Source organism: Ancylobacter tetraedralis, assembly GCF_014195655.1.
Taxonomy (GTDB): domain Bacteria; phylum Pseudomonadota; class Alphaproteobacteria; order Rhizobiales; family Xanthobacteraceae; genus Ancylobacter; species Ancylobacter tetraedralis.
Map to the genome: position 1 here is coordinate 301225 of NZ_JACICD010000003.1, position 23458 is coordinate 324682.

The window sequence follows — 23458 nt, forward strand, 5'->3', positions numbered from 1 at the left end:
TCCGTTGCGGTGGTGGATGGTATGCCACTGGCTGGACGGCAGGCCGGCGACGGGCTACACGCCCGCCAAACATCCGCGCCAAGCTATTGGGGAGACGCGAGCCATGGCGACCTTCATTCTCATCCACGGCTCCTGGCATTGGGGCGGCTGCTTCCAGAAGGTGGCGAACCTTCTCGGCGCCGCCGGCCATGCGGTGATCGCGCCCGACCTCGCCAGCCACGGCTTCGACCCCACGCCCACCGCCGCCGTCGCCGACATCACCGAATACGCGGCCCCGGTGCGCGCCGCGCTGGAGGATATCGAGGGCCGGGCCATCCTGGTCGGCCATTCGGTCGGCGGGGCGACCTGCACCTGGCTCGGCGAGGAAATGCCCGAGCGGATCGCCGCGCTGGTCTACCTCACCGGCTTCATGGCGCCGAACGGCAGGACCGCGCGCGATTTCGTCATGACGCCGGCCTATCTCAAGGACCCCGCCATCGTGGAGACGCAGGGCATGCTGCGGCTCGGCAAGGAAGGCCTCGGCCTCGACCTGACCAAGCGCGACCTCATTGCCCGCTCGCTCTATTCCGATTGCACCGCGCACGACATCGAGCGGGCGCTGCCCAACCTCGTGCGCGTCACCCCGCACGCCCCCTTCACCGCCGTCTCCGCCATCACGCCGGCGCGCTACGGGCGGCTGCGGCGGCATTACATCGAGTGCCTGAGGGATCGCGGCCTGCCGCTGGCGGTACAGCGCGACATGCAGGCGGCGGTGCCGGGCGCGCATGTCCACGCGCTCGACACCGGCCACTCGCCCTTCCTCAGCGCCCCCGAGGCGGTGGCCGACATCCTGCTCGACATCGCGGGGTGAGGTGGGCGCCGCCGGCCGTTGGACCAGCGTTGTCGGGCGGAGGTTTCGTCACGCGATTCCCTCTCCACGTTAGGGAGAGGCGGCCCGCGCGGCGGGTCGATGAGGGCTACGTGCTCGCGGCGGGGCGCCCGTCACCCAAATGGGGAGAGGGCGCGCCGCGCCCTCGGTTATAGGGCGGCACGCAAGCCGGGCGGCGGCGGTGCTCAGGCGATATCCCTTACTGGCTCTTCGCCTTGGCGAGGAACGAGCCGTCGAAGGTCTTCGACAGGTCGATGCTGGCGGGATCGATGGTCGGATCGGTGGTGGCGATGAGGTTGAGCGCCGCCTTGCGGCTGGCATCGTCAATGTTGCCATCGGTGGAGAATGACGGCCGCGAGGCGTTGAACGCCTTGATATAGAGCGCCTTGTCGCCCAGCCAGTATTCCTCCGGCACCGCCGCCGCGACTTCTTCCGGCGTGGCCTTTTCCAGCCATTTCAGCGTGCGGTAGAAGGCGTTGGTCAGCGCCTGCACGGTCTTCGGATTGGCCTGGATGAAGCTCTCCTTGAAATAGAGCACGGCCGCCGGGTTCATGGCGCCGAACAGCTGCTCCGTGCCCTCCGTGGTGCGGGTGTCGATCAGCACGTTGATCAGCCCGAGTTCGTCCAGCTTGGAGATGACCGGATCGAGATGCGAAATCGCGTCGATCTCGCCTTTCTGCATCGCCGCGACCCCGGAGGCGCCGCCGCCCACGCCGATGAACGAGGCATCGTCCTGCTTCAGTCCGGCCTTGGCGAAGGCATATTGCACCAGGATGTGGGTGGAGGAACCGGGCGCGGTCACGCCGATATTCTTGCCCTTGAGATCCGCGACGGTCTTGATCTTGTCGGCCTCGGACTTGCGCACCGCCAGCACGATGCCGGGATAGCGGCCGAGATCGATGACGGCGCGGATGTCCTGCTTCTTCTGCTGCATGCGGATCGTGTGCTCGAAGGCACCGGTCACGCCGTCCACCGAGCCGCCGATCAGCGCCTGCAGCGACTTGGCGCCGCCGCCGAAATCGTTGATCTCGACGGTCAGCCCCTCATCCTTGAAATAGCCGAGCCGCTCGGCCAGGGTGAGCGGGAGATAATAGAGCAGCGGCTTTCCGCCGACGCCGATGGTCAGGTTGGGCTTCTCCACATCGGCCGCCTGCGCCGCGCCGAGCCCCGGGAACGCAATCGCCGGGAACAAAAGGCTCGCGGCCAGCAGCAGAATTCGCATCTTCATGTCTTTCCTCCCTTTTCTTGTCGGATGAGGGGTCAATTCTCTTCGCTGGCGGCCTGCGGGCGCCACACGAGAAGGCGTCGCTCGACGCGCGTCACGAACCAGTCGATCACCAGCACGAAGGCGGCGAGAATGAACATGCCGGCGAACACGCCGGTCACGTCGAACACGCCCTCGGCCTGGTGAATGAGATAACCCAGCCCCGCCGACGAGCCGAGATATTCGCCGACCACGGCGCCGACCAGCGCGAAGCCGACCGCCGTGTGCAGCGAGGAGAACATCCACGACATGGCCGAGGGCCAATAGACATTGCGGAACAGCTGGCGCTCGCTCATCCCCATCATGCGCGCATTGGCGAGCACCACGGGGCTCACCTCCTTCACGCCCTGATAGACGTTGAAGAACACGATGAAGAACACCAGCGTCACGCCCAGCGCCACCTTGGACCAGATGCCGAGCCCCAGCCACAGCATGAAGATCGGCGCCAGCACCACGCGCGGCAGGGCGTTGAACATCTTCACATAGGGGTCGAACACCGCCGCCACGACAGGCTTGCGGGCGAACCAGAAGCCGATGACCACGCCGCCGGCCGAGCCGATGACGAAGGCCAGCACGGTTTCCGTCAGCGTGATCCACAGGTGCTTCCAGATGGTGCCGGAGACGAACAGCTGCACCACGCGCGACAGCACGTCCCACGGCTTGGAGAAAAAGAACTCGGGCAGCAGATAGTCGCCACCGATCGGCACGGTCGCGCCAACCTGCCAGATGGCGAGCGCGACCACCGCGACGAGAATCTGCAGGAGCAGCAGCTTGGCGGGATGCAGCTTCATCAGGCCATCTCCTCCCCATAGGTTTTAGCGACTTCCGCCTTCAGCTGGTTCCAGATCTCGCGGTGCAGCTGGTGAAAGCGCGGATCCAGCCGGATGTCGGCGGTGTCGCGCGGGCGGGCGAGGTCGATCGGGAAATTGCCGATGATGCGCGCCTCGGGACCTGCCGACATGATGACGACGCGGTCGGACAGCGCGATCGCCTCCTCAAGATCATGGGTGACGAACATCACCGCCTTGCGGTCCTGCGCCCACAGCCTGAGCAGCAAGGTTCCCATGATCTGGCGGGTCTGCGCGTCGAGCGGGCCGAAGGGCTCGTCCATGAGCAGGATCTTGGGGTCGCGCACCAGCACCTGTGCCAGCGCCACGCGCTTTCTCTGCCCACCCGAAAGCTCGTGGGGATAACGATCCGTGAAGCGTGCGAGGCCCACGCGCGCCAGCCAGTCGCGCCCCTGCGCCAACGTGTCGGCCCGGCGCGCGCCGCCGATCTCCAGCGCGATCGCCACATTGTCCAGCGCCGTCTTCCACGGCATCAGGGCGTCCTGCTGGAAGAGATAGCCCGCCTTCGCGTTGAGCCCGGCGAGGGGCTCGCCGAAGATGGCGACGCGCCCGCCCGCCGGCTTCAGCAGGCCGGCCGTGGCATTCAGCAGGGTGGACTTGCCGCAGCCGGTGGGGCCGACAATAGCCACGAACTCGCCATCCCCGACATGCAGCGAGGTCGGCGCCACCGCCTTGAACACCGGGCGCCCCTTGACGGCGAAGCTGATGCTCACATCGTCCAGCGCGACCGCAAGCGGGGCGGCGCCGGGAGCGGGGCCCTCTCGGCCCGGCTGTCGCAGAGCGATTTCCATGTCGCTTCCTCTCATCTCAGCTCGAAGTCCGCCACGCATGGGTCGGCACGCCGGCGAAGGACGTCCTTTCCCTCGCCCCGGCAGGGAGAGGGTGAAAAGACGACCCTCGTGGCTATAGGCTCCTCACCCGCTCTCACGACGCGGCCCTGAGACTCGCCGGGGCGGGATGCAGGTCCCCGCTCCGCCCGGCCTTGGCCACCTGCCCCGGTATGTCGTGGCCGAGCAGATCCGGCAACCCGCGCGCCAGTTCCAGCAGGCGCCCGAGATCGACGCCGGTGGCCACGCCCATCTCCTCCAGCATGTGGACGAGATCCTCGGTCGAGATATTGCCGGTGGCGCCCGGGGCGAAGGGGCAGCCGCCAAGGCCGCCGAGCGAGGCGTCGAAGCGGTCCGCCCCCTGCCCCAGCGCCGCCAGCACATTGGCAAGGCCCATGCCGCGCGTATTGTGGAAATGCAGCGTCAGCGGCACCGCGCCGAAACGCGCGCGAAAGGCCGCGACGAGGTCCGCCACCTGCCGTGGATTGGCCATGCCGGTGGTGTCCGCCAGGGTGATCGAATCGAGGTCGGCATCGAGATAGGCCGCGGCCAGACCGAGCACCTTCTCGGCCGGCTGCGCGCCCTCGAAGGGACAGCCGAAGGCGGTGGCGATGGAGCCGTTGAGCCGCGCGCGCGTGCCTCGCGCGGCCGCGACAATCGCGCGGAAACCCTCCAGCGACTGATCCGGCGTCAGGCGCATATTGGCGAGGTTGTGCGTCGCGCTCACCGACATGACGAGGTTGAGCTCATCCAGATCGGCTGCGAGCGCCGCCTCGGCGCCGCGCAGGTTCGGCACCAGCGCGACATAGGTCACGCCCGGCCGGCGCCGGATCGCCCGGGCCACCTCGGCCGCGTCGGCGAGGTTCGGCACGGCTTTCGGCGAGACGAAGGACGTTACCTCGATCTTGGCCACGCCGGTGTCGGACAGCGCGTCGATCAGCGCGATCTTGTCCGCCGTCGGCACGAAGCGCGGCTCGATCTGCAGGCCGTCGCGGGTGACGACCTCCTGGATGAACACGCGGGCGGGATAAGGCTCGCCGCTCATGCGTCGTCTCCCTCGCCGTCCGGCCGTGCCACCACGCCGCTGGCGGTGAGCGCGGCAATCTCCTCCTCGCCATAGCCCAGCCCGGCCAGCACGCTTGCCGTGTGTTCGCCGAGCTTCGGGCCCAGCCAGTTCACGGCGCCGGGCGTGTCGGAGAGCTTGGGCACGATGCCCGGCAGCTTCACCTTTGTGCCGTCCGGCAGGGTGGAGGGCAGGATCATGTCGCGGGCGCGATATTGCGGATCGGCGACGATGTCGGCGACCGAATAGATGCGCCCGTTCGGCACCTGCGCGGCATCGAGCGCCGCTGTGACCTCGTCCAGCGAATGCCGGCTTGTCCATGCGGTGATGGCACCGTCGATCGCCTCGACATGCGCCACCCGTCCATCATTGGAGGCGAGGCGCGGGTCACTGGCGAGGTCGTCGCGCCCGATCGCCCCCATCAGCCGCTTGAAAATGCCATCGCCATTGCCGGCGACGATGACATAGGTGCCCTCGCGCGTCGGGTAGGAATTGGAGGGCGCGATGCCCGGCAGCGAGCCGCCCGAACGGGCGCGCACGAAGTCGAACACGTCATATTCGGGAACGAGGCTCTCCATCATGTTGAACACGCTCTCATAGAGCGAGACGTCGACCACCTGTCCCGCGCCGCGTCCGGACTTGATGGCGAGGAGTGCCATCAGCGCGCCCATCACCGCGTGCAGCGCCGCCAGCGAATCGCCGATGGAGATGCCGGTGCGCGCTGGCGGCCGATCCGGATCGCCCGTGGTGAAGCGCATGCCACCCATCGCCTCGCCCACCGCGCCAAAGCCGGGGCGCTCGCGATAGGGCCCGTCCTGCCCGAAGCCAGAAATGCGCACCATGACGAGGTTGGGGTTGATCGCCTTCAGCGCCTCCCAGCCCAGCCCCCAGCGCTCCAGCGTGCCGGGGCGGAAATTCTCGATCAGCACATCGGCGTCGCGCACGAGGCGGCGGACAATCTCCTGGCCCTCGGGCAGGCGCAAATTGACGGCGACGGACTTCTTGTTGCGCGACTGGAGATACCACCAGAGCGAAGTGCCCTTGTGCAGCTTGCGCCATTTGCGCAGCGGATCGCCCTCGCCCGGGGATTCGATCTTGATCACCTCGGCGCCGAACTCGGCCATCAGCCGCGCGGCGAACGGCGCGGCGATCAGGTTGCCGAGCTCGACGACGCGGATTCCGGTCAGCGGGCCGTCCGCCCGGCCCGTCGCGGGGGCTTCCATCTGTGACGCTCCTCACCCGGTTTTTGCGTTCTATCGGTCGAAAGCCGCAAAAGGTCCAATAGTCTTTGGACCCGGCGCGCGCCAGCGGCGGAGGAGCGATCGGCGCGCGCCTGTCGGAGGCGGGCAAAGACTATCATCCCCCGGCGACGACGGACAATCGCGGCCGCGACGGCGCGAAAACCATATCCGGCTTCAGCGGCGACAGGGCTCGCTTATGAGTTGCTTCGCCCGCCAACACCGCTCATCCTTTCGCGCGCCGGGAGACGGGAGACGCTGGATTCATGACCACTGAAGTCACCAGCCGCGCCGTCAGTGCCATCGCCACGCGCGTCCTTGTCCGTCCCGGCATGGCGGATCGCTTTGCCGAGTGGCAGGCCCGCTTCACGCGCGCCGCCTCGCTCGCCCCGGGTTTTCTCAACGTTGAGATCCTCCCCGCCTTTGCCGGCTCCGGCGAATGGCAGATCGTGCAGCGCTTCGTCTCGCACGAGACGCTGGAGCGCTGGCTGGACGAGGCCGGGCGCCGCGCGCTGCTGGCCGATCTGGCGCCGCTGCGGGCGCCGGAAGACCCCGCGCTGCCGGAAGAGGTGGCGCCGGACTACCACGCCTTCGCCACCGTGACGGAGGTCATCACCACGCAGGTGCAGCCCGGCCGCGAGGGCGAGTTCTTCGCCTGGAGCGAGAGCATGCAGGCCGCGCAGGCGAAATTCCCCGGCTATATGGGCACGCTGGTGCAGGCGCCGGTCTCCGGCGACCTGCCCTACTGGACCGCGCTGGTGCGCTTCGGCTCGCCCGCCGAGCTGGACGCCTGGCTGGTCTCCCCGGAGCGTGCGGCCCGCCTTTCGGCGGCTGACCCCAGCGTGTCGCACTGGTCGAACCGCCGGCTCGCGGCGGGCTTCTCCGCCTGGTTCGCGCCCGATGCCAGCGGCGCCGTGCCGCCCGCCTGGAAGCAGACCGCGCTGGTGCTGCTCGTGCTGTTTCCGGTGGTGATGCTGGAGATCCGCTTTCTGAGCCCGCGGCTGGCCGGGTTGCCGCTCGCGCTCGCCACCTTCCTCGGCAATGCGCTCAGCGTATGCCTCGTCTCCTGGCCGCTGGTCGGCCTCGCGCGACTGGGCATGATGTGGTGGCTGCGCCCCGCGCCGACACACCGCACGGCGGTGGAGATCGGCGGCGCCCTCACCCTCGCCGCGCTCTATGGCGCGGAGATGGGACTGCTGTCGCTGCTGTTCTGAGTGCCTGAAGACCCGCCGCGCCTTCACCCGCAAACCCCAACGAACCAGGGAAAGCCATGACCAGCGAGACAGCCGTCACCCGCGAAGACGAAAAGTTCATGCGCCACGCCATCGCGCTGTCGGAGAAGACCGCGCTGGTCGACAGCGCCGGCGGCGTGTTCGGCTGCGTCATCGTTCGCGATGGCGAGATCCTCGGTGATGGCGCGAACCGGGTGGTGGCGGAGAACGACCCCACCTGGCATGGCGAGATGGAGGCCATTCGCAAGGCCTGCAAGAAGGAGGGCAGCTTCAAGCTGACCGGCGCCGTTCTCTACACCAGCGCCGAGCCCTGCCCGATGTGCATGGCGGCCTGCTACTGGGCCGGAATCGAGCACGTGTACTACGCCTCGACCAATGCCGACGCGCTGGAATATGGCGATTTCGACGACAGCCTGATCTATGCCGAACTGAAGAAGCCGGTCGGCGAGCGCTCCATCAAGTGCGAGCAGATCCTGCAGGTGGAAGCCGTCGAGGTGTGGAAGAAGTACAAGAACAAGACCGATCGCGTGCCCTATTGAGACGCGCGCGGCACGGGCGCGGCACGGGCGCGGTTCCGCGGCAACGGCGGGGCGTAAAACGCCGTCGCGCCGCGCCGGCGCATCCTGTGCCGCCTTGCCCCGCGCACGGCGAAATACCATAGTCGCCGCGGGGATTCCGGGGGCAAGCTTGCCGTGGCGGCGCCAATGACGCGTGGCGCATGGCAAGGGCCGGCCGGAGCCCGCCTGCCCGCTCTCCCGCCCGCTTCTCTGCCCGCCTTCTCCCTCCCCAGCCGCTCCGAGCCCCGATGCCGCGCAAGCCATCCAACATCGTCTATTCGGCCCATGAGAAGCCGCCGCTCGGCACGCTGTTTGCCCTGGGCATCCAGCACGCGACGCTGGCTCTGCTGTTTCTCGTCTATCCGCTGGTGGCGGCGGAGGAGGCCGGGCTGAGCTTTGCCGATACCCAGGTGCTGATCACCAGCTGCATCATCTTCATGGGCATCGCGACCATCATCGAGTGCTGGCCCAAGGCCGGCGCGGGCATGCTGTTGGTGCAGATTCCCAACACGCCGCATCTGCCGCTGGCGGTGCAGTCGCTCTCGGCCGGCGGCCTGCCGCTCTATGCCGCGATGAGCCTTGTCGCCTCGGTCTCGCAGCTCTCGCTCACCCGCTTCACCAATGCGCTGCGCGCGGTGTTCCCGCCGGAAATCTGCGGCGTCGCCGTCACCATGCTCGGCATCGCGCTGGCCCCGCCGGCGCTGCGCCGCGTTTTCGGGCTGGCGCAGGAATCGGGCGGGCTGGTCGATACCCGCTACCTCATGGTCAGCTTCATCACGCTGTTCATCATCATCGCGCTGGCGATCTTCTCGCGCGGGCTGCTGCGTCTGTTCGCGGTGGCCATCGGCGCCGGGGCGGGCTGGCTGATCGCCTCCTTCGCCGGCATCGCGCCGACGCCGGCGGACACGTTCGCGCAGCTTCCCTATGTCGACATTCCGCGCATCGGCTTCCCTGGCTTCGCCTGGTCCTGGGCGCTGCTGCCGGCGGCGATCCTCACCGGCTTCATCTCCGCCGTCGACATGATCTCCACCGTCGTGTCGATGCAGCGCATGGACGATGCCGACTGGCGCCGCGCCGACATGGAGCAGGCCGGCCGCGCCATTCGCGCCAACACGTTCGCCGATATGGGCGCCGCACTCACCGGCGGTTTCGCCAGCGCCTCGTCCTCGGCGGCGATCGGCGTCGCCTTCGCCACCGGCGCCACCGCCTGGCGCATCGGCATCATAGCCGGCGGTGTGATCCTGCTCGCCGCCTTCTCGCCAAAGCTGGTGGGGGCGCTCACCATCATCCCGACGCCCGTCGTCGGCGCCATCCTGATCTATGCCTCGGCCTTCCTCATCGTCGCCGGCATGGACCTGATCCTCTCCCGCCGCCTGAGCGACCGGCGCATCTTCACCGTGGGCCTCTCGGTTCTGGCCGGCCTCACGGTCGCGCTGCTGCCGGAAGTGGTGCACTCGACGCCGGACTGGGCGCAGCCCATCCTCGAATCGCCGCTCTCGGTGTCGACCGCCGTCGCGGTGCTGCTCAACCTGTTCTTCCGCATCGGTATTCGCCAGGAAGCCTCGCTTCCCGTGACGCTGGGCGACAATGCCTTCCAGGTGACGACCGAGTTCCTCGAACAGCAGGGCGACCTGTGGGGCGCGCGTCGCGATGTCATCGCCGCGGCGATTCCGGTCGTCGCCGAAGCTGTCGAGACGCTGCTCGACACCGAGACCGCCGCCGGCGCGCTGGAATTGCGAGCGCGGTTCGACGAGAACAATTTCGACGTCACCCTGCTCTATCAAGGCGAAGCGATCGAGGTCCCGACGCTGCGTCCCTCGCCCGAGGACCTGCTGGGCGATGCCAAGGCGGTCGCCCGTTTCGTCGGCTACATGCTGAGCAAGCGCGCGGACAAGCTGGTCATCGGCATGGAAGGCGAGCGGCAGGCGCTGTCCCTTCGCTTCGAGCACTGACCGAGGCTCGCGGGAGGCGAGCCGGCTGCCGGCGCGCCGCTTGCGTGGCCCGGGCTTTTCGGGCTAGCTCTGGCGCCAGCCGGGATGCTGCGCCGCACAGGCGGCCCGGCAGCCTCGGGTACAGGCTTGGACAGGATTGGCATCGCCATGCATATCGACCGCATTGTCGAGAAGGACGTTCTGATCACCGCGGTGCGCGGGCGCCTCGACAGCAGTTCCTCGCCCAAGCTCGACGAGACGCTGGCCGTCATTCCGGAGGGAAGTGCCGCCATCGTGCTGGATTTCGCCGAGCTCACCTATATCAGCTCGGCCGGGCTGCGCGTGGTGCTGAAGGCCACCAAGCTGGCGCGCAGCAACGGCCTGCAGCTCGTTATCTGCGGCCTTGTTCCGCAGGTGCACGAGGTGTTTGATGTGAGCGGCTTCACGGCGCTCATCCCGATTCACGAGAGCCGGGCGAGCGCGCTCGCCGCGCTCACGTGACCGCGCCTCCCTGACCGATAATCGGCGGGCGGGACCATGATCATTCGCGAGATCGACATCCGCCTGCCGAGCCGGCTCGATCAACTTGAGCCGCTATTCGAGGCGCTCGACTTCTTCGTCAGCACCAACGCCATCCCGCCGACCCCGGCCTATCGGCTGCAACTCGCGGTCGACGAGTTCGTCGCCAATGCGGTCGAGCACGGCTACGAGGACGGGCGGCAGGGCGAGATCGGCGTCCGGGTGCGCCTTGATGGCGATGTGCTGGAGCTTACCTTCAGCGATGACGGGGCGCCGTTCGATCCGTTCCACGCGCCGCCACCGGACCTGACCGGCTCGATCGAGGAGCGCCGCGTCGGCGGGCTCGGCGTCCACCTGGTGCGCACCCTCGCGGCCTCGGTCGCCTATCGCTACGAGCACGGCCGCAACGTCGTGGTCATCCGGCTGCATCTGGCCGAGCCGACCGGGTGAGCGCAGCGCCCTCAGGCTGTGACGGCTCAGCTGGCTTCCACCGCCCTGTGAACCTGTGTGAAATCGTTCACCAGCCCACGCGCCTGCCAGACGATGCGCTCGAACAGCACCGTCATGCGGAACAGAGCGTTCTGCGCGGCCGGCGCAATGTCCTCCTGCGAGGAGAGCCGCAGCCGCAGCCCCTCCATCAACTGGTCGCGATGGCCGAGCAGGGCGAGCACCAGCGCGGGATCCTCCGCGCCGAGCGCCTCCGCATGGTCGGCCACGGCGCAGAGAATGGCGTGCAGCGCCTCGATGAGCCGCGGCGCGGTCGGCACCTCGCGCGCCTGTCCCGCCTCCTGCGCGAATTCCGCCAGCGCCTCGTGCAGCGCGCCGGCCGTGGTCGCGGCCTCATCGAGCAAGAGCGCCACCGCCACCTGCGGACGGGTGGGGTTGGCGTCGAGCAATGAGGCGAGATAGGTCTTCACCGTCGCCGCCAGAGTCGCGCCGGCCAGCCGCAGCGCGGCGGGCGCCGGGCCGCGGGTCGGACCATCCTCGCGCACGCGGTCCAGCATCTGCGGCAGGCGGGTGGTCAGCCGCGCCACCTCGCGCAGGCTGAGTTCCAGCGCGGTGGCGGGATCGCCCAGCGCCTCACGCAGCAGGAAGGCCGGCTCGGCGAGGGTCTCGGCCGGGCTCGCCGGCATGAGCCGGTGCAGAAGCCGCCGGCAGGGACGCTCCAACCAACTGGTCACGAGCGCACCGCCGACCTGCGCCAGCAGGAAGACGAGGGCGATCTGCGCGCCCGGCGAGCCGAGCCCGTCGGTCGTGAGGAGATGAGTCATCGGATCGGGATAGAGCGCGGCGATCACCGACAACGCTGCCAGCAGCAGCCCGCCCGCCCCCTTCTGCACCACTTGCAGCGCGAACACGGTTCGCCCCGCGGCGGTCTCGCCGGGAATCATCAGGGCGTTGTTGATGGCGCTGGCGAGATTGGCGCCGGCTATCAACGGAAACGCCGCGCCGAGCGTCAGCAGCCCACCGGAGATCGAGGCCACCGCCAGGGCCGCCGCCACCGAGGAGGATTGCGCGGCGAAGGCGAAGCCGGCCCCGACCAGCGCGAGCAGCCCGGGATTGTTCACCGCGCTCTGCCACCAGATCTCATGCATCGCCTGCTCGCGCAGCGGTCCGACGGCGCTTGAGACAAGATACATGCCGAACAGCAGCAGCGCCCCGCCCAGCGCCGCGTCCAGCGCGTTGCGCATCCGGTCGCCGCGCACCAGCCGGAAATAGGTGGCGAAGCCGACAAGGCCGATCACGATGCCGGCCGGGGTCGCCGTGTTGACGGCGACGATGAGCGGAAGCAGTGCCGTGCCGACATTCGACCAGGTGGGCGCCAGCAGCGCGGGCCCCGGCGGCAGCACCCCGCCCCGGACGAAGGAGACGATGATCCAGGATACCGCCGTGGAACTCTGCGTGACGATGCCGGCCACGACGCCGCTGGCCGCGCAGCCCAGGGTGCCGTGCAACGCCCGCGCGAAGACGGCGCGGGCGCGCCGCCCCACCAGCGGCACGAGGTTGGCGGAGAGCATGCGCACGCCGATGAAGAAAAGGCCGAGGCCGCACAAAAGGGAGGCGATTGTCGACATCGCCTCAGAGATCCCAGTTCCGCAACGCCGTCATATCCTTCAACGCAGTCTCAAGTCTCGGGGGCGCCGTGATCCCGACCGGGCGCCGGCAAGGCTCGCGCCTCGCACCGGCCCGGCGGATCGGCCAATGGAAGGCCGGGAGACATCAGCCGCCCAGCAGCGCCTGGATCTTGCCGAGCAGCCGCGGCAGTTCAACCGGCTTGGTGTCGAAGTCGTCGCAGCCGGCCGCCATGGCGTCCTCGCGGTCCTTCGCCATCGCGTGGGCGGTCAGCGCGATGACCGGGATGGCTGCTGTGGCCGGATTGGCCTTCACCTGCCGCGTCGCCTCCCAGCCGTCCAGCACCGGCAGGCTCATGTCCATGAGGATGATGTCGGGACGCTCGGACAGGGCGAGATCGACCCCTTCCTGCCCGTTCACCGCCACCAGCACCTCGTGACCGTTGCGCGAGAGCCGGCGCGAGAGCATGTCGCGGTTCATCTCGTTATCCTCGACCAGCAGGATCTTCGCCATCGCCCGGTTCCCGTTCTCCAAAGCCGTCCCGCTCACGCCGTCCCGCCGCTGTGCCGGACCCGCCGACCCGCGATCGCCGCCAGCGCAGAGCCGAGCGTGCCAATGGGCTGCGCGCTCTTGTTGAGGATGAGCAGCGTGTTGCGCGCGAGGAAATCGCGCTCGGGCGAACTCAGCTCCTTGGCGGTCAGCACCACGATCGGCAGATCGACGAATTTCGGCTGCGCGCGCACCTTCTCCAGAAAGGTGAAGCCATCCATTTCCGGCATCATCAGGTCGAGGAGCACCAGCGAGGGCGGGCGGTGCCCGTCCAGCCATTCGAGCGCCTCCCGGCCATTGGCGACCTCGGCCACGTCGAGCCCGACGCCCTCGACCGTGGCGCGCACCATGGCCCGCACCTCCGGATCGTCATCCACCACCAGCGCCAGCGAATCCTCGCCGATCGGCGCCAGGCGGTGGATCAGCGCGATCAGGCGCTGCCGGTCGATCGGCTTGGTCATGTATTCGGAGGCGCCCAGCGAATAGCCGAGGTTCCGGTCGTCGACGATGGTGAGCATGATGACCGGGATATGCTCCAGCGCCGGCTCGGACTTCATGATGCCGAGCACCGACCAGCCGTCGATCTTGGGCAGCATCACGTCCAGCGTCACCACGTCCGGCGGATCGGTGTGCATGATGTTCAGCGCCTCGACGCCGTCGCGCGCGTGGCGCAGCACGTAGCCTTCCTTGCCGAGCGTGGCGTCGAGCACCTCGTGCACCGCCGGGTCGTCGTCCACCACCAGAACAGTGATCGCACCAGGCTGCACCGGCGCGAGCAACTGGGACATCTCGGTAGCCGTGATTTCCTGCGCCTGCGGCTTGCCCTCGATCGGCAATTCGATGGTGAAGGTGGATCCCTTGCCCGCCTCGCTGCGCACGGAGATGGAACCACCCAGCATCGCGGCGAAATGCTTGGTGATGGTGAGGCCGAGGCCCGTGCCGCCGAAATTGCGCGTGGTGGACGAATCCGCCTGCGTGAAGGCCTGGAACAGCCGACCCATCTGCTCCTCGCTCATGCCGATGCCGCTGTCCGACACCTCGAAGCGCACCAATCCGGCCGCCTCGCCACCCTCCTCGCGCGCAATGCGCAGGGTCACGTCACCGTCCTTGGTGAACTTCGCGGCGTTGCTCAGGAGGTTGATCAGGCTCTGCTTCAGTTTCGTGACGTCCGTGCGCAGCGAGCCGATATCGACCGGGCAATCGATGACGAAGCGGTTGTTGTTCTTCGCCATCATCGGCCCGACAATGGTCTTCACCTCGTCCACCATGCGGGTGAGGAACACCTGCTCCAGATAGACGTCCATCCGCCCGGCCTCGATCTTGGAGAGGTCGAGAATGTCGTTGATCAGTCCCAGCAGATGCTTGCCCGCCGCCTGGATCTTGTCGAGGTCGGCCACCATGGCGCTGTTGCCCTCGTCGGCGGCGTCCTCGGCGAGGATCTCGCTGTAGCCGATGATGGCGTTGAGCGGCGTGCGCAGCTCGTGGCTCATATTGGCGAGGAAGGCCGACTTGACGCGGTTGGCGGATTCCGCCGCTTCCTTCGCCTCCCGCAGCTGCTGCTCCATGCGCACGCGGTCAGAAATGTCGACGAAGGTGGCGATCACCGCCCGCGATCCGCGGAAATCCAGTTCCTCATGCGAGACCATGGTGCAGACCGAGGTGCCGTCGGCGCGCGGCAGGTAGAATTCCTGCCGGCCGGTGGACGGCGCCAGGAGCAGCTCGTGAAGCTGCTTCACCTTCTCCGGGTCGGCGAACAGCTGGCCGAAGGGCAGGTCCGTCAGCGTCGCCGCATCGCGGTCGATCAGCCGGCCGAAGCAGCCATTGGCGTGGCGCACCGCCGCATGAACGAGATCGAGGATCAGAAGGCCCACCGGCGCAGCCGCGTCGATGGCGCGCAACTGCTCCTCATCCTCGCGCAGCTTCATCTCGGCCAGCTTGCGCTCGGTGATGTCGGTATAGATGGCGATGAAGCCGCCGCCGGGCACCGGGTCGCGGCGGACCTCCAGAATGGTCCCGTCCGGGCGGGTGCGCTCGAAGGAATGCGGCTCCGCCAGCTGGGCGATGCGCTGCGCCAGCGCGACCTCGATATCGATCTCGCCGAATTCGCCGCGGCTGCCGAGATAGCGGATATAATCGGAGAATGTGTGCTCGGAGGTGAGGAACTCGTCCGGCATGTCGAGATATTCGCGGAACAGCTGGTTCCACGTCACCAGCCGGTGCTCGCCATCATACATGGCGATGCCCTGCGACATGTTTTCCAGCGTCGCCCGCAGCAACGTGGCTTCCCGCCCGGCGAGGCCGTCCTCGGGCAGGGTTCCCGAATCCGCCGTCTTCGTCATCGCGTTTCCCCCTCGCCTGCGGACGTTGCCGCGTCATCTCTCACGGGCGCCAGCGTGAGCAGGATCGCCGCCATGTCATCGAAGGCCGGCAGCCCCGCCTCGAAGGCGCGCACGTCGCTCACCAGCCGGCCCAGCGTGTCCGCCTCCGACCCGTCGAGCGCGGCGAACAGGTAGCCGAGCCGCTCCTCGCCATAAAGCGCCTCGCCGGCATCCTGCGCTTCGGTGAAGCCATCGGTCACCACCAGCAGCCGATCGCCCGGAACCAGCGGATGCGCGGCGGTGCGATAGGGGAACTCCTCCATGATGCCGAGCGCCGGCCCGCCATGGCCGGAAAGCCGGGTGAGGCCACCGTCGGCCGCGCGCAGGAAGGGCGGAATATGCCCGGCCCGGACATAGGACAGCACGCCGGAAGGCGCGTGCAGCACCGCCAGCAGGAAAGTGACAAACATGCAGCCGACATTGCCGCGCGCCAGCGCATCATTGGCGAGCGAAACCGCGCGCGCGGGATCGGCGAACAGTTCCGGCGCGTCCGGCCGCCCGGCCATGGCACGGAACATCGCATGGGTACGCGCCATCATCAGCGCCGCCGCAGCGCCCTTGTCCGACACGTCGCCCACCACCAGCACGATAAGGTCGCTGCCCACGATGAAATGGTCGACGAGATCCCCGCCCACTTCCTTGGCCGGCTCCAGCAGGGTGCGGATGCCGACGGGTTGGCCGCCTATCGTGCCGTCAAAGGGAGCGGGCACCAGCGCGAGCTGCAGCGTGCGCGCCTCGTTGAGCTCGACCTGTTTGCGCCGGAGTTCGTCGCGCGTGCGGTCGCGCAGCGCCTTCTTCTCCAGCGTCGCCAGCACCCGGGCCCGCAGCAGCGTCGGGTTGAACGGCTTGAACAGGAAATCGTCGGCGCCCAGCTCAATGCAGCGCACCACCGGTTCGATCTCGTTCAGGGCCGAGACCACGATGACCGGCAGGTCATGGATCCGCCCGTCGGCGTTCATTGCCGCCAGCACGCCGAATCCGTCCAGCTCCGGCATCATGATGTCGAGAAGGACGAGATCGTAGCGGGTCTGGGCGATGGCGGCGAGTGCCTCGCGCCCGTCGGCGGCCTCATCCAGCCGCGTGAAGCCGAGACGGCGCAGGCGTCGAATCAGCAGGTCGCGATTCTCGGCAACATCATCCACCACCAGAATCGTCGCGTTCTGGTCAGCCATCTGTCCGCTTCCGCCATCCGCCCGAGGTGCGTTCGGGCCGGCGGAATATTCACGCAAAACACGGACTTAGCAACGCCCGCATGCGCCCTCCGCAACGTCATTCGCAGCGGCACGGCGCTTTCCGCCTTCGACAAGGCAATGGCAAAGCGGTCGACCTCACCCTAGATAAGGAACAGACCCGAGGTGATCGATGAAGAACATGTCCGGCGTCGTTCTGCTCGTGCTTGTAGCCACGGCGGGCTCCGCCCTAGCCCAGAGTTCAACCGTGAAGAATCCCTACATGCCGCAGCGACCCAATTCGGTGAAGCCGAACAGCCAGAACCTGATGCAGGGTCCCTCCTCCTGGACACCGCAGCAGCGCCGGCTGAACGTGCCGGGCGCCGATGCCAATCCCAGCCTTCGCCGGCAGACCCTGCCTTACACCGCCCAGCCGCCGGTGACCCAACAGGCACCGCCCAGCACGCCGGCCACGCCCGTGCCGGCCGAGACACCGCCCAAGCCGCCGATCCTGTAGCGGCCGGGCGCGGACGAAGGTCCGCGCCGGCACGACACGCGCGGCGTGTCGTGCCGGCGTGCCTTCCCGCTCAGTCGCGCAGCCGGTCCGGCGCGGTGGCCTCCGCCGTCAGGCTCGCCAGCGCCTCGTCCAGCGTCAGCGTAGTCTGATTGGGGCTGCCCAGCCGGCGGATCGACACGGTGCGCTCTGCCGCTTCCTTGCGCCCGACCACGATGAGCGCCGGCACCTTGGCCAGCGAGTGCTCGCGCACCTTGTAGTTGATCTTCTCGTTGCGCAGGTCGATCTCGACGCGCAGCCCCAGCTTCTTGGCCGCGGCGACGATCTCCCGCGCGTACTCGTCGCCCTCGGAGGTGATGGTGGCCACCACCGCCTGCACCGGCGCCAGCCAGAGCGGGAAATGCCCGGCATGGTGCTCGATCAGAATGCCGGTGAAGCGCTCCATCGAGCCGCAAATGGCGCGGTGGATCATGACCGGCGTCTTCTTGCTGCCGTCGGCATCGACATAGAAGGCGCCGAAGCGCTCCGGCAGGTTGAAGTCGACCTGCGTGGTGCCGCACTGCCATTCGCGGCCGATCGCGTCGCGCAGCGTGTACTCGAATTTCGGCCCGTAGAAGGCACCCTCGCCCGGCAGGATGCCGGTCTTGATCTTGCCGCCGGATTCCGCCTCGATCTGGGTGAGCACCCGGCCCATCACGTCCTCGGCGTGATCCCACACCGCGTCCGAGCCCACCCGCTTCTCCGGCCGGGTGGAGAGCTTGACCACGATTTCCTCGAAGCCGAAATCGGCATAGGTGGAGAGGATCAGCTCGTTGATCTTCAGGCACTCCGCCGCCATCTGCTCCTCGGTGCAGAAGATGTGCGCGTCGTCCTGCGTGAAGCCGCGCACGCGCATCAGCCCGTGCAGCGCGCCCGAAGGCTCATAGCGATGTACCGCGCCGAATTCGGCCAGCCGCATGGGCAGGTCGCGGTAGGATTTCAGCCCATGCTTGAAGATCTGCACATGGCCGGGGCAGTTCATGGGCTTGAGCGCATAGACCCGGTCATTGTCCTCGGTGTCGCCGGCCGGCTGCACCTTGAACATGTTGTCCTTGTACCAGCCCCAGTGACCGGAGGTCTCCCACAGCGACTTGTCGAGCACCTGCGGCGCGTTGACTTCCGCGTAGTCCGCCGCGAGGCGGCGGCGCATGTAGGCGACGAGGTTCTGGAACAGGCTCCACCCCTTGGGGTGCCAGAACACGACGCCCGGCCCCTCCTCCTGGAAGTGGAACAGGTCCATCTCCCGGCCGAGGCGACGATGGTCGCGCTTCTCGGCTTCCTCCAGTTGGTGGATATAGGCGTCCAGTTCCTCGCGGGTGCGCCAGGCGGTGGCGTAGATGCGGGTCAGCATCGGGTTGTTGCTGTCGCCGCGCCAATAGGCGCCGGCCACCTTCATCAGCTTGAAGGCGTCGCCGATCTTGCCGACGGACGGCATGTGCGGGCCGCGGCAGAGGTCGAACCAGGTGCCCTGCCGATAGATCTTGATCGACTGGTCGGCGGGAATGGCGTCCACGAGCTCGACCTTGAACGCTTCGCCCTTCTCGGCGAAGACGCGCTTGGTCGTCTCGCGGTCCCACTCTTCCTTGGTGAAGGGGGCGTCGCGGGCGATGATCTCGCGCATCTTCTTCTCGATGGCGGCGAAATCCTCCGGGGTGAAGGGCTCGTTGCGGAAGAAGTCGTAATAGAAGCCGTTCTCGATCACCGGGCCGATGGTCACCTGCGTGCCCGGCCACAGTTCCTGCACCGCCTCCGCCAGCACATGGGCGGCGTCGTGGCGGATCAGTTCCAGCGCTTCCAGGCTCTCGCGGGTGACGAGCTCGAACTTCGCGTCGTGGGTGATGGGGTCGGACAGGTCACTCAGCGTGCCATCCAGCTTCATCGCCAGCGACTTCTTGGCCAGCGACTTGGCGATGGAGGCGGCGACCTCGGTGCCCGTGGTGCCGGAGGCATAGGCTCGAACGGCGCCATCTGGGAAGGTGAGGTTGATATTCGACATTACGCTTTTCTCCGGCCCACTCCTGCGAACCACGCAGGTAGGCTTGTTGGTCGGTCAGTTCTCGCCGGTCCCCTGTTTCGGAGTCCGCGCGTAGCGCCACGGCATATACCACACTGCTTTTGGCGGCAATTCGACCGGCACCGCCTCATAGCCCGAGCCGCCCCAGGGATGGCAGCGGCAGATCCGCCCCGCCGCCATCCAGCCCCCCGCCCAGGCGCCGTGGCGCGAGATGGCCCCATCCGCGAATTCCGAACAGGTGGGGAGATAGCGGCACTGCCGCCCGATGAAGGCGGACAGGCTGTAGCGATAGACCAGAATCGGCGCCCGCAGCGCCAGACGCGGCGCCAGCGCCAGCGCGCCCAGCAGGCGGCGCGTCGTCATCGCCCGGTGCCCCTAACCGGGAACCACCGCAGGTCCTGCGCGTTGGCGCTGGCGCAGCATGCGCAGGCAAGGACCATGTGATGACCAAGAACGACGCGCTGCCGGCCCTTCACTTGTCGCCTCTGGCAACCCTCTCGGCGGTGGCGCTCGGTCTGGCGCTGCTCACGGCTCCCGCTGGCGCCCAGCAGATGCCGGCCACCGCCGCGCCCACCACCGGCACGCAGCCGGAGCCCGCGGCGGCAGCCTCCCCCGAAGCGGATCCCGACATGCAGCGCATCGCGGCCTGCAAGCAGCAGGCTCTCGCCCGGCTGAAGCAGCTCTCGCCCTCGGTGGACGATATCTACATCGATGTCGACGGACTGACCGTCGCCACCGCCGATGCCAAGCTCGGCGACACCGCGGTGAAAGGCGTCATCATGGGCGAAGCATATATCCAACGTGACAAATCCGATTCGGCGAACCGCTTCCTCTGCCTCACCGGCGAGAAGGGCGAGGTGTTGTTCACCTTCTTCACCGTGCGGTGAGTGGACGGCGGTGAGCGTTGGAACAGTCCGGCCCTTTACTCGGCCGCCTGTGTCGCATCGCTCGGCGACCCGCTCTCCTGTGCCGTGCTGTCGCGCGCGGCGATCTGGTCGAGCGCGTCGACCACCGCATCGAAGGTGAGCAGCGTCGAGGCGTGGCGCGCCTTGTAGTCGCGCACCGGCTCCAGCACCGCCAGTTCCGCCCAGCGCCCGCCCGGCGCGGCGCCGTTCTCCTTGAGCATGGCGCGCATCGCCTCGCGCACCGCGCGCAGCTCGGCGGCGGTGGAGCCGACGACCAGCCCGGCCATGACCGAGGACGAGGCCTGGCCAAGCGCGCAGGCGCGGACCTCATGGGCGAAGTCGGTGACGACACCGTCCTTCACGGCGAGATCGATCGTCACGGTGGAGCCGCAAAGGCGCGAATGCGCCGTTGCCGTGGCATCTGGAGAGGCAAGCCGCCCGAGCCGTGGTATATCGGCAGCCAACTCAAGTATGCGGCGATTATAGACGTCGTTCAGCATGCCTTGTCCGTCCGTCGAGCCGCGGGACGCGATTTGCCCGCGTTGCAGCCTGCCCCGTGCCGCCTATATAGGAACGGTGGTTGGCGTGCGAAAGCAACCGGATGTCCCTTCCGGGCATTTCGCGTGGCGACTATGGTCAAGACGTGGCGCTGATCTGCGGTGGAAGATGGCACGTATGACGAGTTGGACCGGTGAAGCCTCGATGCCGGATGTGAAATGCGCCGTCGAACGGAGTTCGTCATGGATGCCGTACTTAAGTCGCTGATGCGTAGCGCCCAGAGCGAGAGCGAGGCCGCCGCCAGCCGGCGCCCCTCGCGCGAAGAGGCGGAAGCCGCCGTCCGCACGCTCATCGCCTGGGCGGGCGACGATCCCGCGCGCGAGGGCCTGCTGGATACGCCCAAGCGCGTGGTGCGCGCCTATGAGGAACTCTACAGCGGCTACAGCGCCGATTCCGAGAAGATCCTCGACCGAACCTTCGGCGAGATCGGCAATTTCGACGACATGGTGCTGGTGCGCGACATCGAGTTCTACTCGCATTGCGAGCACCACATGGTGCCGTTCGTGGGCCGGGCGCATGTCGCCTATTTCCCGGTCGAGCGTGTGGTCGGCCTGTCCAAGATCGCCCGCATCGTCGACCTGTTCGCCCGCCGCCTGCAGACGCAGGAGCACCTGACATCGCAGATCATCACGGCGATGGACGAGACCTTGAAGCCGCGCGGCGTCGCGGTTCTCATCGAGGCTGAACACATGTGCATGGCCATGCGCGGGGTGCGCAAGCACGGTGCGTCCACCGTCACCACCCAGTTCACCGGCATCTTCCGCGACGATCCGCAGGAGCAGGTTCGCTTCATGACCCTGCTGCGCGGCATGCGGCCCTGACGCCGGTGTCCACGGAACCTGCGGCGCCGCGTTTCGCCCCGCGCGGCTCCACCGCCGCGATCGAGGAAGGCAACCGTCTGGCGCCGAAATTCGACGCCGACGGACTTCTCACGGCCGTTGCGGTGGATGCCGACGACGGCACCGTGCTGATGGTCGCGCATATGAACGCACAGGCGCTGGCGCTGACCATCGAAACCGGGCAGGCGCATTATTTCAGCCGCTCGCGCCAGAAGCTGTGGAAGAAGGGCGAGGAGAGCGGCCACGTCCAGACGCTGGTCGAACTGCGCGTCGATTGCGACCAGGACGCGGTGGTGATGCGTGTGCGCATGGCTGATCTTCCCGGCGGATTGCCGGGCGCGGCCTGCCACACCGGGCACCGCTCCTGCTTCTTCCGCTCGGTGCCGCTCGGCGCCGCGCCGACGCCCGATCTGACATTGACTGTCAACGAGCCGGGCAAGCTTTTCGATCCGGCGGCGGTATATGCCGCGCCGAAGAAGACCGACATACCGCATTTCTGAGCGGGAAGAGCGGCCCGCCCCTCACCCTTCCCTCTCCCCGGGGGGAGAGGGAAAACGGGCTCCGGAATCACGTCGAGAGGATGTACTCGCGCAGCGCGGTGCTCTCGCGCTCCATCTCCGCGAGGCGGTGCTTCACCACGTCGCCGATCGAGATGAGGCCGATCAGCTTACCCGCCTGCACCACCGGCAGATGGCGGAAGCGGCCGGCTGTCATGTGCTCCATCACCTGATGCACGGTCTCGTTGCCATCGGTGGTCACGACCTTGGTCGTCATGATCGCGCGTATGGGATCGTCGAGCCTCGCCGGACCGTCACGGCCGATCACCCGCACCGCGTCGCGTTCGGAAATGATGCCCACCACATGGCGATCGGCATCGGTGACGACGACCGCGCCGATGCGCTTCTCGGCAAGAACCGCCATCACCTCGCGCAACGTGGCATCGGGGCCGATGGTCTGAACGTCGTATCCCTTCTCGTCCAAGATCGAACGAACCGTCATGGCATTGCTCCTTCCCAGTGCCGGTGGCCGGTCGGCATGCGCGCCGGCCACTCGTTCTCGGTCGTCACCGCGGGCGCGGTGCATACCGTTAAGCCGGGAATGATCGATCCTAACGCCGCGGGAGGCAAGAGGCCTGCGCGCGAACGGCCCTCAGCCGCGGCGCGAGCGGGCGAGAGGGCGGTCATCGGGGTGCCGCGATACCGGATCGAACAGCGGGAACAGCAGCAGGCCGACGAGGAAGCCGCCAATATGCGCCTCCCATGCGATGCTGCCATCGGGTGTCGCCGTCATCACGCCGAAGGCGATATTGATGACGAACCACACCACCACGAAGCTGATCACCCGGCGGTCGCGCATCACCACGGAGAGCGGCGGGGCGGGAAACTCCACCGAAGCGCCGAGAAAATCCGGCCGCCACGCCTCGCGGCCCTCTGCCGCGAACATGAAGCGGATGGCCGCCGCCATGCAGCCCGACACCGCGGCCGAGGCGCCGATCATCGGCACCATCTCACCCTCGTGGCTGATGAGGTGCAGCCCCGCCCCCGCCGCCGCGGCAACCGCGAAAAAGGCAAGGAACCGCACCGGCCCGAAGCGCTTCGCCACCGGGCTGCCGAAGGCGAGCATCCACAGGAGGTTCAGCCCGACATGGGTCCAGCTGCCGTGCAGGAACGCATAGGTGACGAAGGTCCACGCATCCGCCGCCGTGCCTCCCGGCAGCACGCCATCCGCCAGCAAGGACGGGTCGTAGCGCGCGGGAATGAAGGCGAACAGCGCCAGGATCTCGATTCCCATGTCAGGATCGAGGAAGTCGCGCGCCAGCTGGATGACAAGCATCGCCACGGCCAGCGCGGTGATCACCGGCGGCACATTAAGGATCGGCTGACGCTGCCGCGCGGCGATTTGGGATGGATCAAGCACAGGGATGACATAGGCGCCGGCAGCCCCGGCGGCAAGTCGCGCCGGCCTCCCCGCAGCCACAGGGACGTTGCCGTCCGCTTAATCCTCGTGATGAACGGAATGCCTATTCATATGGTTAATATCAGTAGTAAGACCCGTTAACATTCCATATCCAGC

24 protein-coding genes are annotated in these 23458 nt (G+C 67.8%); 10 read left to right on the top strand and 14 right to left on the bottom strand.

Translation table 11 applies throughout. The features are described from left to right. The first annotated feature begins 103 nt into the window (after window positions 1-103). A complete protein-coding gene (locus FHS55_RS09725) occupies window positions 104-850 on the top strand; it encodes an alpha/beta fold hydrolase (RefSeq protein ID WP_183189523.1) in 747 nt (248 codons plus the stop codon). Window positions 851-1067: 217 nt separating this feature from the next. Here FHS55_RS09725 and FHS55_RS09730 read toward each other — a convergent pair whose 3' ends face one another. From FHS55_RS09730 to FHS55_RS09750, 5 genes are all read right to left on the bottom strand, one after another. Further along, the gene (locus FHS55_RS09730) at window positions 1068-2096 is read right to left on the bottom strand and encodes an ABC transporter substrate-binding protein (RefSeq protein WP_183189524.1); all 1029 of its coding nucleotides are present in this window, start codon (window positions 2094-2096) and stop codon (window positions 1068-1070) included. Window positions 2097-2128: 32 nt separating this feature from the next. Beyond that, complete coding sequence (locus FHS55_RS09735) at window positions 2129-2923, bottom strand: ABC transporter permease (RefSeq protein WP_183189525.1); 795 nt, start codon at window positions 2921-2923, stop codon at window positions 2129-2131. After that, entirely contained in the window at window positions 2923-3771 is an 849-nt protein-coding gene (locus tag FHS55_RS09740) for an ABC transporter ATP-binding protein (protein WP_183189526.1), read from the bottom strand. The genes FHS55_RS09735 and FHS55_RS09740 overlap by 1 nt, the downstream gene beginning before the upstream one ends. A 133-nt stretch (window positions 3772-3904) precedes the next feature. Next, on the bottom strand, window positions 3905-4852 hold the full coding sequence (locus FHS55_RS09745) for a hydroxymethylglutaryl-CoA lyase (protein WP_183189527.1): 948 nt from the start codon (window positions 4850-4852) through the stop codon (window positions 3905-3907). Further along, window positions 4849-6093, bottom strand: a complete 1245-nt coding sequence (locus FHS55_RS09750; RefSeq protein WP_183189528.1) for a CaiB/BaiF CoA transferase family protein — start codon at window positions 6091-6093, stop codon at window positions 4849-4851. Before FHS55_RS09750 ends, FHS55_RS09745 begins: the two co-directional genes overlap by 4 nt. 281 nt (window positions 6094-6374) lie before the next feature. Between FHS55_RS09750 and FHS55_RS09755 the strand changes: the two genes are divergently transcribed. The 5 genes from FHS55_RS09755 (at window position 6375) to FHS55_RS09775 (ending at window position 10797) form a co-directional block, all read left to right on the top strand. Then, on the top strand, window positions 6375-7322 hold the full coding sequence (locus FHS55_RS09755; RefSeq protein WP_183189529.1) for a putative antibiotic biosynthesis monooxygenase: 948 nt from the start codon (window positions 6375-6377) through the stop codon (window positions 7320-7322). Window positions 7323-7378: 56 nt separating this feature from the next. Further along, window positions 7379-7879: a nucleoside deaminase gene (locus FHS55_RS09760; protein WP_183189530.1), complete on the top strand. Its 501-nt coding sequence runs from the start codon at window positions 7379-7381 to the stop codon at window positions 7877-7879. 266 nt (window positions 7880-8145) lie between these two features. Continuing rightward, the gene (locus tag FHS55_RS09765; RefSeq protein ID WP_183189531.1) at window positions 8146-9849 is read left to right on the top strand and encodes a uracil-xanthine permease family protein; all 1704 of its coding nucleotides are present in this window, start codon (window positions 8146-8148) and stop codon (window positions 9847-9849) included. A 147-nt stretch (window positions 9850-9996) separates the two neighbouring features. Then, entirely contained in the window at window positions 9997-10329 is a 333-nt protein-coding gene (locus tag FHS55_RS09770; protein ID WP_183189532.1) for an STAS domain-containing protein, read from the top strand. Window positions 10330-10365: 36 nt separating this feature from the next. Further along, complete coding sequence (locus FHS55_RS09775) at window positions 10366-10797, top strand: ATP-binding protein (RefSeq protein WP_183189533.1); 432 nt, start codon at window positions 10366-10368, stop codon at window positions 10795-10797. A 26-nt stretch (window positions 10798-10823) separates the two neighbouring features. Here the strand turns inward: FHS55_RS09775 and FHS55_RS09780 are convergent, their stop codons facing one another. From FHS55_RS09780 to FHS55_RS09795, 4 genes are all read right to left on the bottom strand, one after another. Next, window positions 10824-12422, bottom strand: a complete 1599-nt coding sequence (locus FHS55_RS09780) for a Na/Pi cotransporter family protein (protein WP_183189534.1) — start codon at window positions 12420-12422, stop codon at window positions 10824-10826. Window positions 12423-12567: 145 nt separating this feature from the next. Continuing rightward, window positions 12568-12933, bottom strand: coding sequence for a response regulator (locus FHS55_RS09785; protein ID WP_183189535.1), 366 nt, complete (start codon window positions 12931-12933; stop codon window positions 12568-12570). A gap of 32 nt (window positions 12934-12965) precedes the next feature. Then, complete coding sequence (locus FHS55_RS09790; RefSeq protein ID WP_183189536.1) at window positions 12966-15308, bottom strand: response regulator; 2343 nt, start codon at window positions 15306-15308, stop codon at window positions 12966-12968. After that, complete coding sequence (locus FHS55_RS09795; protein WP_183189537.1) at window positions 15305-16519, bottom strand: PP2C family protein-serine/threonine phosphatase; 1215 nt, start codon at window positions 16517-16519, stop codon at window positions 15305-15307. The genes FHS55_RS09790 and FHS55_RS09795 overlap by 4 nt, the downstream gene beginning before the upstream one ends. Before the next feature lie 190 nt (window positions 16520-16709). On the opposite strand from FHS55_RS09795, the gene FHS55_RS09800 reads away from it, so the two are divergent. Further along, the gene (locus FHS55_RS09800) at window positions 16710-17033 is read left to right on the top strand and encodes a hypothetical protein (RefSeq protein WP_183189538.1); all 324 of its coding nucleotides are present in this window, start codon (window positions 16710-16712) and stop codon (window positions 17031-17033) included. A gap of 70 nt (window positions 17034-17103) precedes the next feature. Here FHS55_RS09800 and thrS read toward each other — a convergent pair whose 3' ends face one another. Together thrS and yidD are read right to left on the bottom strand one after the other, a co-directional pair. Beyond that, window positions 17104-19065 (bottom strand): threonine--tRNA ligase, encoded by a 1962-nt coding sequence (gene thrS / locus FHS55_RS09805; RefSeq protein WP_183189539.1) that lies wholly within the window; start codon window positions 19063-19065, stop codon window positions 17104-17106. Window positions 19066-19119: 54 nt separating this feature from the next. After that, on the bottom strand, window positions 19120-19446 hold the full coding sequence (gene yidD, locus FHS55_RS09810) for a membrane protein insertion efficiency factor YidD (protein WP_183189540.1): 327 nt from the start codon (window positions 19444-19446) through the stop codon (window positions 19120-19122). An 80-nt stretch (window positions 19447-19526) separates the two neighbouring features. Here yidD and FHS55_RS09815 point away from each other — a divergent pair, with 80 nt between their 5' ends. Continuing rightward, window positions 19527-19970 (top strand): hypothetical protein, encoded by a 444-nt coding sequence (locus tag FHS55_RS09815; RefSeq protein ID WP_246340013.1) that lies wholly within the window; start codon window positions 19527-19529, stop codon window positions 19968-19970. Between the two features lie 35 nt (window positions 19971-20005). On the opposite strand, the gene FHS55_RS09820 is transcribed toward FHS55_RS09815, so the two are convergent. Continuing rightward, complete coding sequence (locus FHS55_RS09820) at window positions 20006-20488, bottom strand: iron-sulfur cluster assembly scaffold protein (RefSeq protein ID WP_183189541.1); 483 nt, start codon at window positions 20486-20488, stop codon at window positions 20006-20008. Between the two features lie 240 nt (window positions 20489-20728). Here FHS55_RS09820 and folE point away from each other — a divergent pair, with 240 nt between their 5' ends. Continuing rightward, entirely contained in the window at window positions 20729-21367 is a 639-nt protein-coding gene (gene folE / locus FHS55_RS09825; RefSeq protein WP_183189542.1) for a GTP cyclohydrolase I FolE, read from the top strand. Window positions 21368-21372: 5 nt separating this feature from the next. After that, window positions 21373-21885: a phosphoribosyl-AMP cyclohydrolase gene (hisI, locus tag FHS55_RS09830; protein WP_183189543.1), complete on the top strand. Its 513-nt coding sequence runs from the start codon at window positions 21373-21375 to the stop codon at window positions 21883-21885. Window positions 21886-21952: 67 nt separating this feature from the next. On the opposite strand, the gene FHS55_RS09835 is transcribed toward hisI, so the two are convergent. After that, a complete protein-coding gene (locus FHS55_RS09835) occupies window positions 21953-22384 on the bottom strand; it encodes a CBS domain-containing protein (protein WP_183189544.1) in 432 nt (143 codons plus the stop codon). 150 nt (window positions 22385-22534) lie between these two features. Continuing rightward, entirely contained in the window at window positions 22535-23251 is a 717-nt protein-coding gene (locus FHS55_RS09840; protein WP_343056103.1) for a rhomboid family intramembrane serine protease, read from the bottom strand. Window positions 23252-23458: the final 207 nt, after the last annotated feature.

What these genes read in the sequence shown, in the direction of transcription:
- FHS55_RS09725 (WP_183189523.1), top strand. Translation starts at nt 104, where the DNA reads ATGGCGACCTTCATTCTCATCCACGGCTCCTGGCATTGGGGCGGCTGC.
- FHS55_RS09730 (WP_183189524.1), bottom strand. Translation starts at nt 2,096, where the DNA reads ATGAAGATGCGAATTCTGCTGCTGGCCGCGAGCCTTTTGTTCCCGGCG.
- FHS55_RS09735 (WP_183189525.1), bottom strand. Translation starts at nt 2,923, where the DNA reads ATGAAGCTGCATCCCGCCAAGCTGCTGCTCCTGCAGATTCTCGTCGCG.
- FHS55_RS09740 (WP_183189526.1), bottom strand. Translation starts at nt 3,771, where the DNA reads ATGGAAATCGCTCTGCGACAGCCGGGCCGAGAGGGCCCCGCTCCCGGC.
- FHS55_RS09745 (WP_183189527.1), bottom strand. Translation starts at nt 4,852, where the DNA reads ATGAGCGGCGAGCCTTATCCCGCCCGCGTGTTCATCCAGGAGGTCGTC.
- FHS55_RS09750 (WP_183189528.1), bottom strand. Translation starts at nt 6,093, where the DNA reads ATGGAAGCCCCCGCGACGGGCCGGGCGGACGGCCCGCTGACCGGAATC.
- FHS55_RS09755 (WP_183189529.1), top strand. Translation starts at nt 6,375, where the DNA reads ATGACCACTGAAGTCACCAGCCGCGCCGTCAGTGCCATCGCCACGCGC.
- FHS55_RS09760 (WP_183189530.1), top strand. Translation starts at nt 7,379, where the DNA reads ATGACCAGCGAGACAGCCGTCACCCGCGAAGACGAAAAGTTCATGCGC.
- FHS55_RS09765 (WP_183189531.1), top strand. Translation starts at nt 8,146, where the DNA reads ATGCCGCGCAAGCCATCCAACATCGTCTATTCGGCCCATGAGAAGCCG.
- FHS55_RS09770 (WP_183189532.1), top strand. Translation starts at nt 9,997, where the DNA reads ATGCATATCGACCGCATTGTCGAGAAGGACGTTCTGATCACCGCGGTG.
- FHS55_RS09775 (WP_183189533.1), top strand. Translation starts at nt 10,366, where the DNA reads ATGATCATTCGCGAGATCGACATCCGCCTGCCGAGCCGGCTCGATCAA.
- FHS55_RS09780 (WP_183189534.1), bottom strand. Translation starts at nt 12,422, where the DNA reads ATGTCGACAATCGCCTCCCTTTTGTGCGGCCTCGGCCTTTTCTTCATC.
- FHS55_RS09785 (WP_183189535.1), bottom strand. Translation starts at nt 12,933, where the DNA reads ATGGCGAAGATCCTGCTGGTCGAGGATAACGAGATGAACCGCGACATG.
- FHS55_RS09790 (WP_183189536.1), bottom strand. Translation starts at nt 15,308, where the DNA reads ATGACGAAGACGGCGGATTCGGGAACCCTGCCCGAGGACGGCCTCGCC.
- FHS55_RS09795 (WP_183189537.1), bottom strand. Translation starts at nt 16,519, where the DNA reads ATGGCTGACCAGAACGCGACGATTCTGGTGGTGGATGATGTTGCCGAG.
- FHS55_RS09800 (WP_183189538.1), top strand. Translation starts at nt 16,710, where the DNA reads ATGAAGAACATGTCCGGCGTCGTTCTGCTCGTGCTTGTAGCCACGGCG.
- thrS (WP_183189539.1), bottom strand. Translation starts at nt 19,065, where the DNA reads ATGTCGAATATCAACCTCACCTTCCCAGATGGCGCCGTTCGAGCCTAT.
- yidD (WP_183189540.1), bottom strand. Translation starts at nt 19,446, where the DNA reads ATGACGACGCGCCGCCTGCTGGGCGCGCTGGCGCTGGCGCCGCGTCTG.
- FHS55_RS09815 (WP_246340013.1), top strand. Translation starts at nt 19,527, where the DNA reads ATGACCAAGAACGACGCGCTGCCGGCCCTTCACTTGTCGCCTCTGGCA.
- FHS55_RS09820 (WP_183189541.1), bottom strand. Translation starts at nt 20,488, where the DNA reads ATGCTGAACGACGTCTATAATCGCCGCATACTTGAGTTGGCTGCCGAT.
- folE (WP_183189542.1), top strand. Translation starts at nt 20,729, where the DNA reads ATGGATGCCGTACTTAAGTCGCTGATGCGTAGCGCCCAGAGCGAGAGC.
- FHS55_RS09835 (WP_183189544.1), bottom strand. Translation starts at nt 22,384, where the DNA reads ATGACGGTTCGTTCGATCTTGGACGAGAAGGGATACGACGTTCAGACC.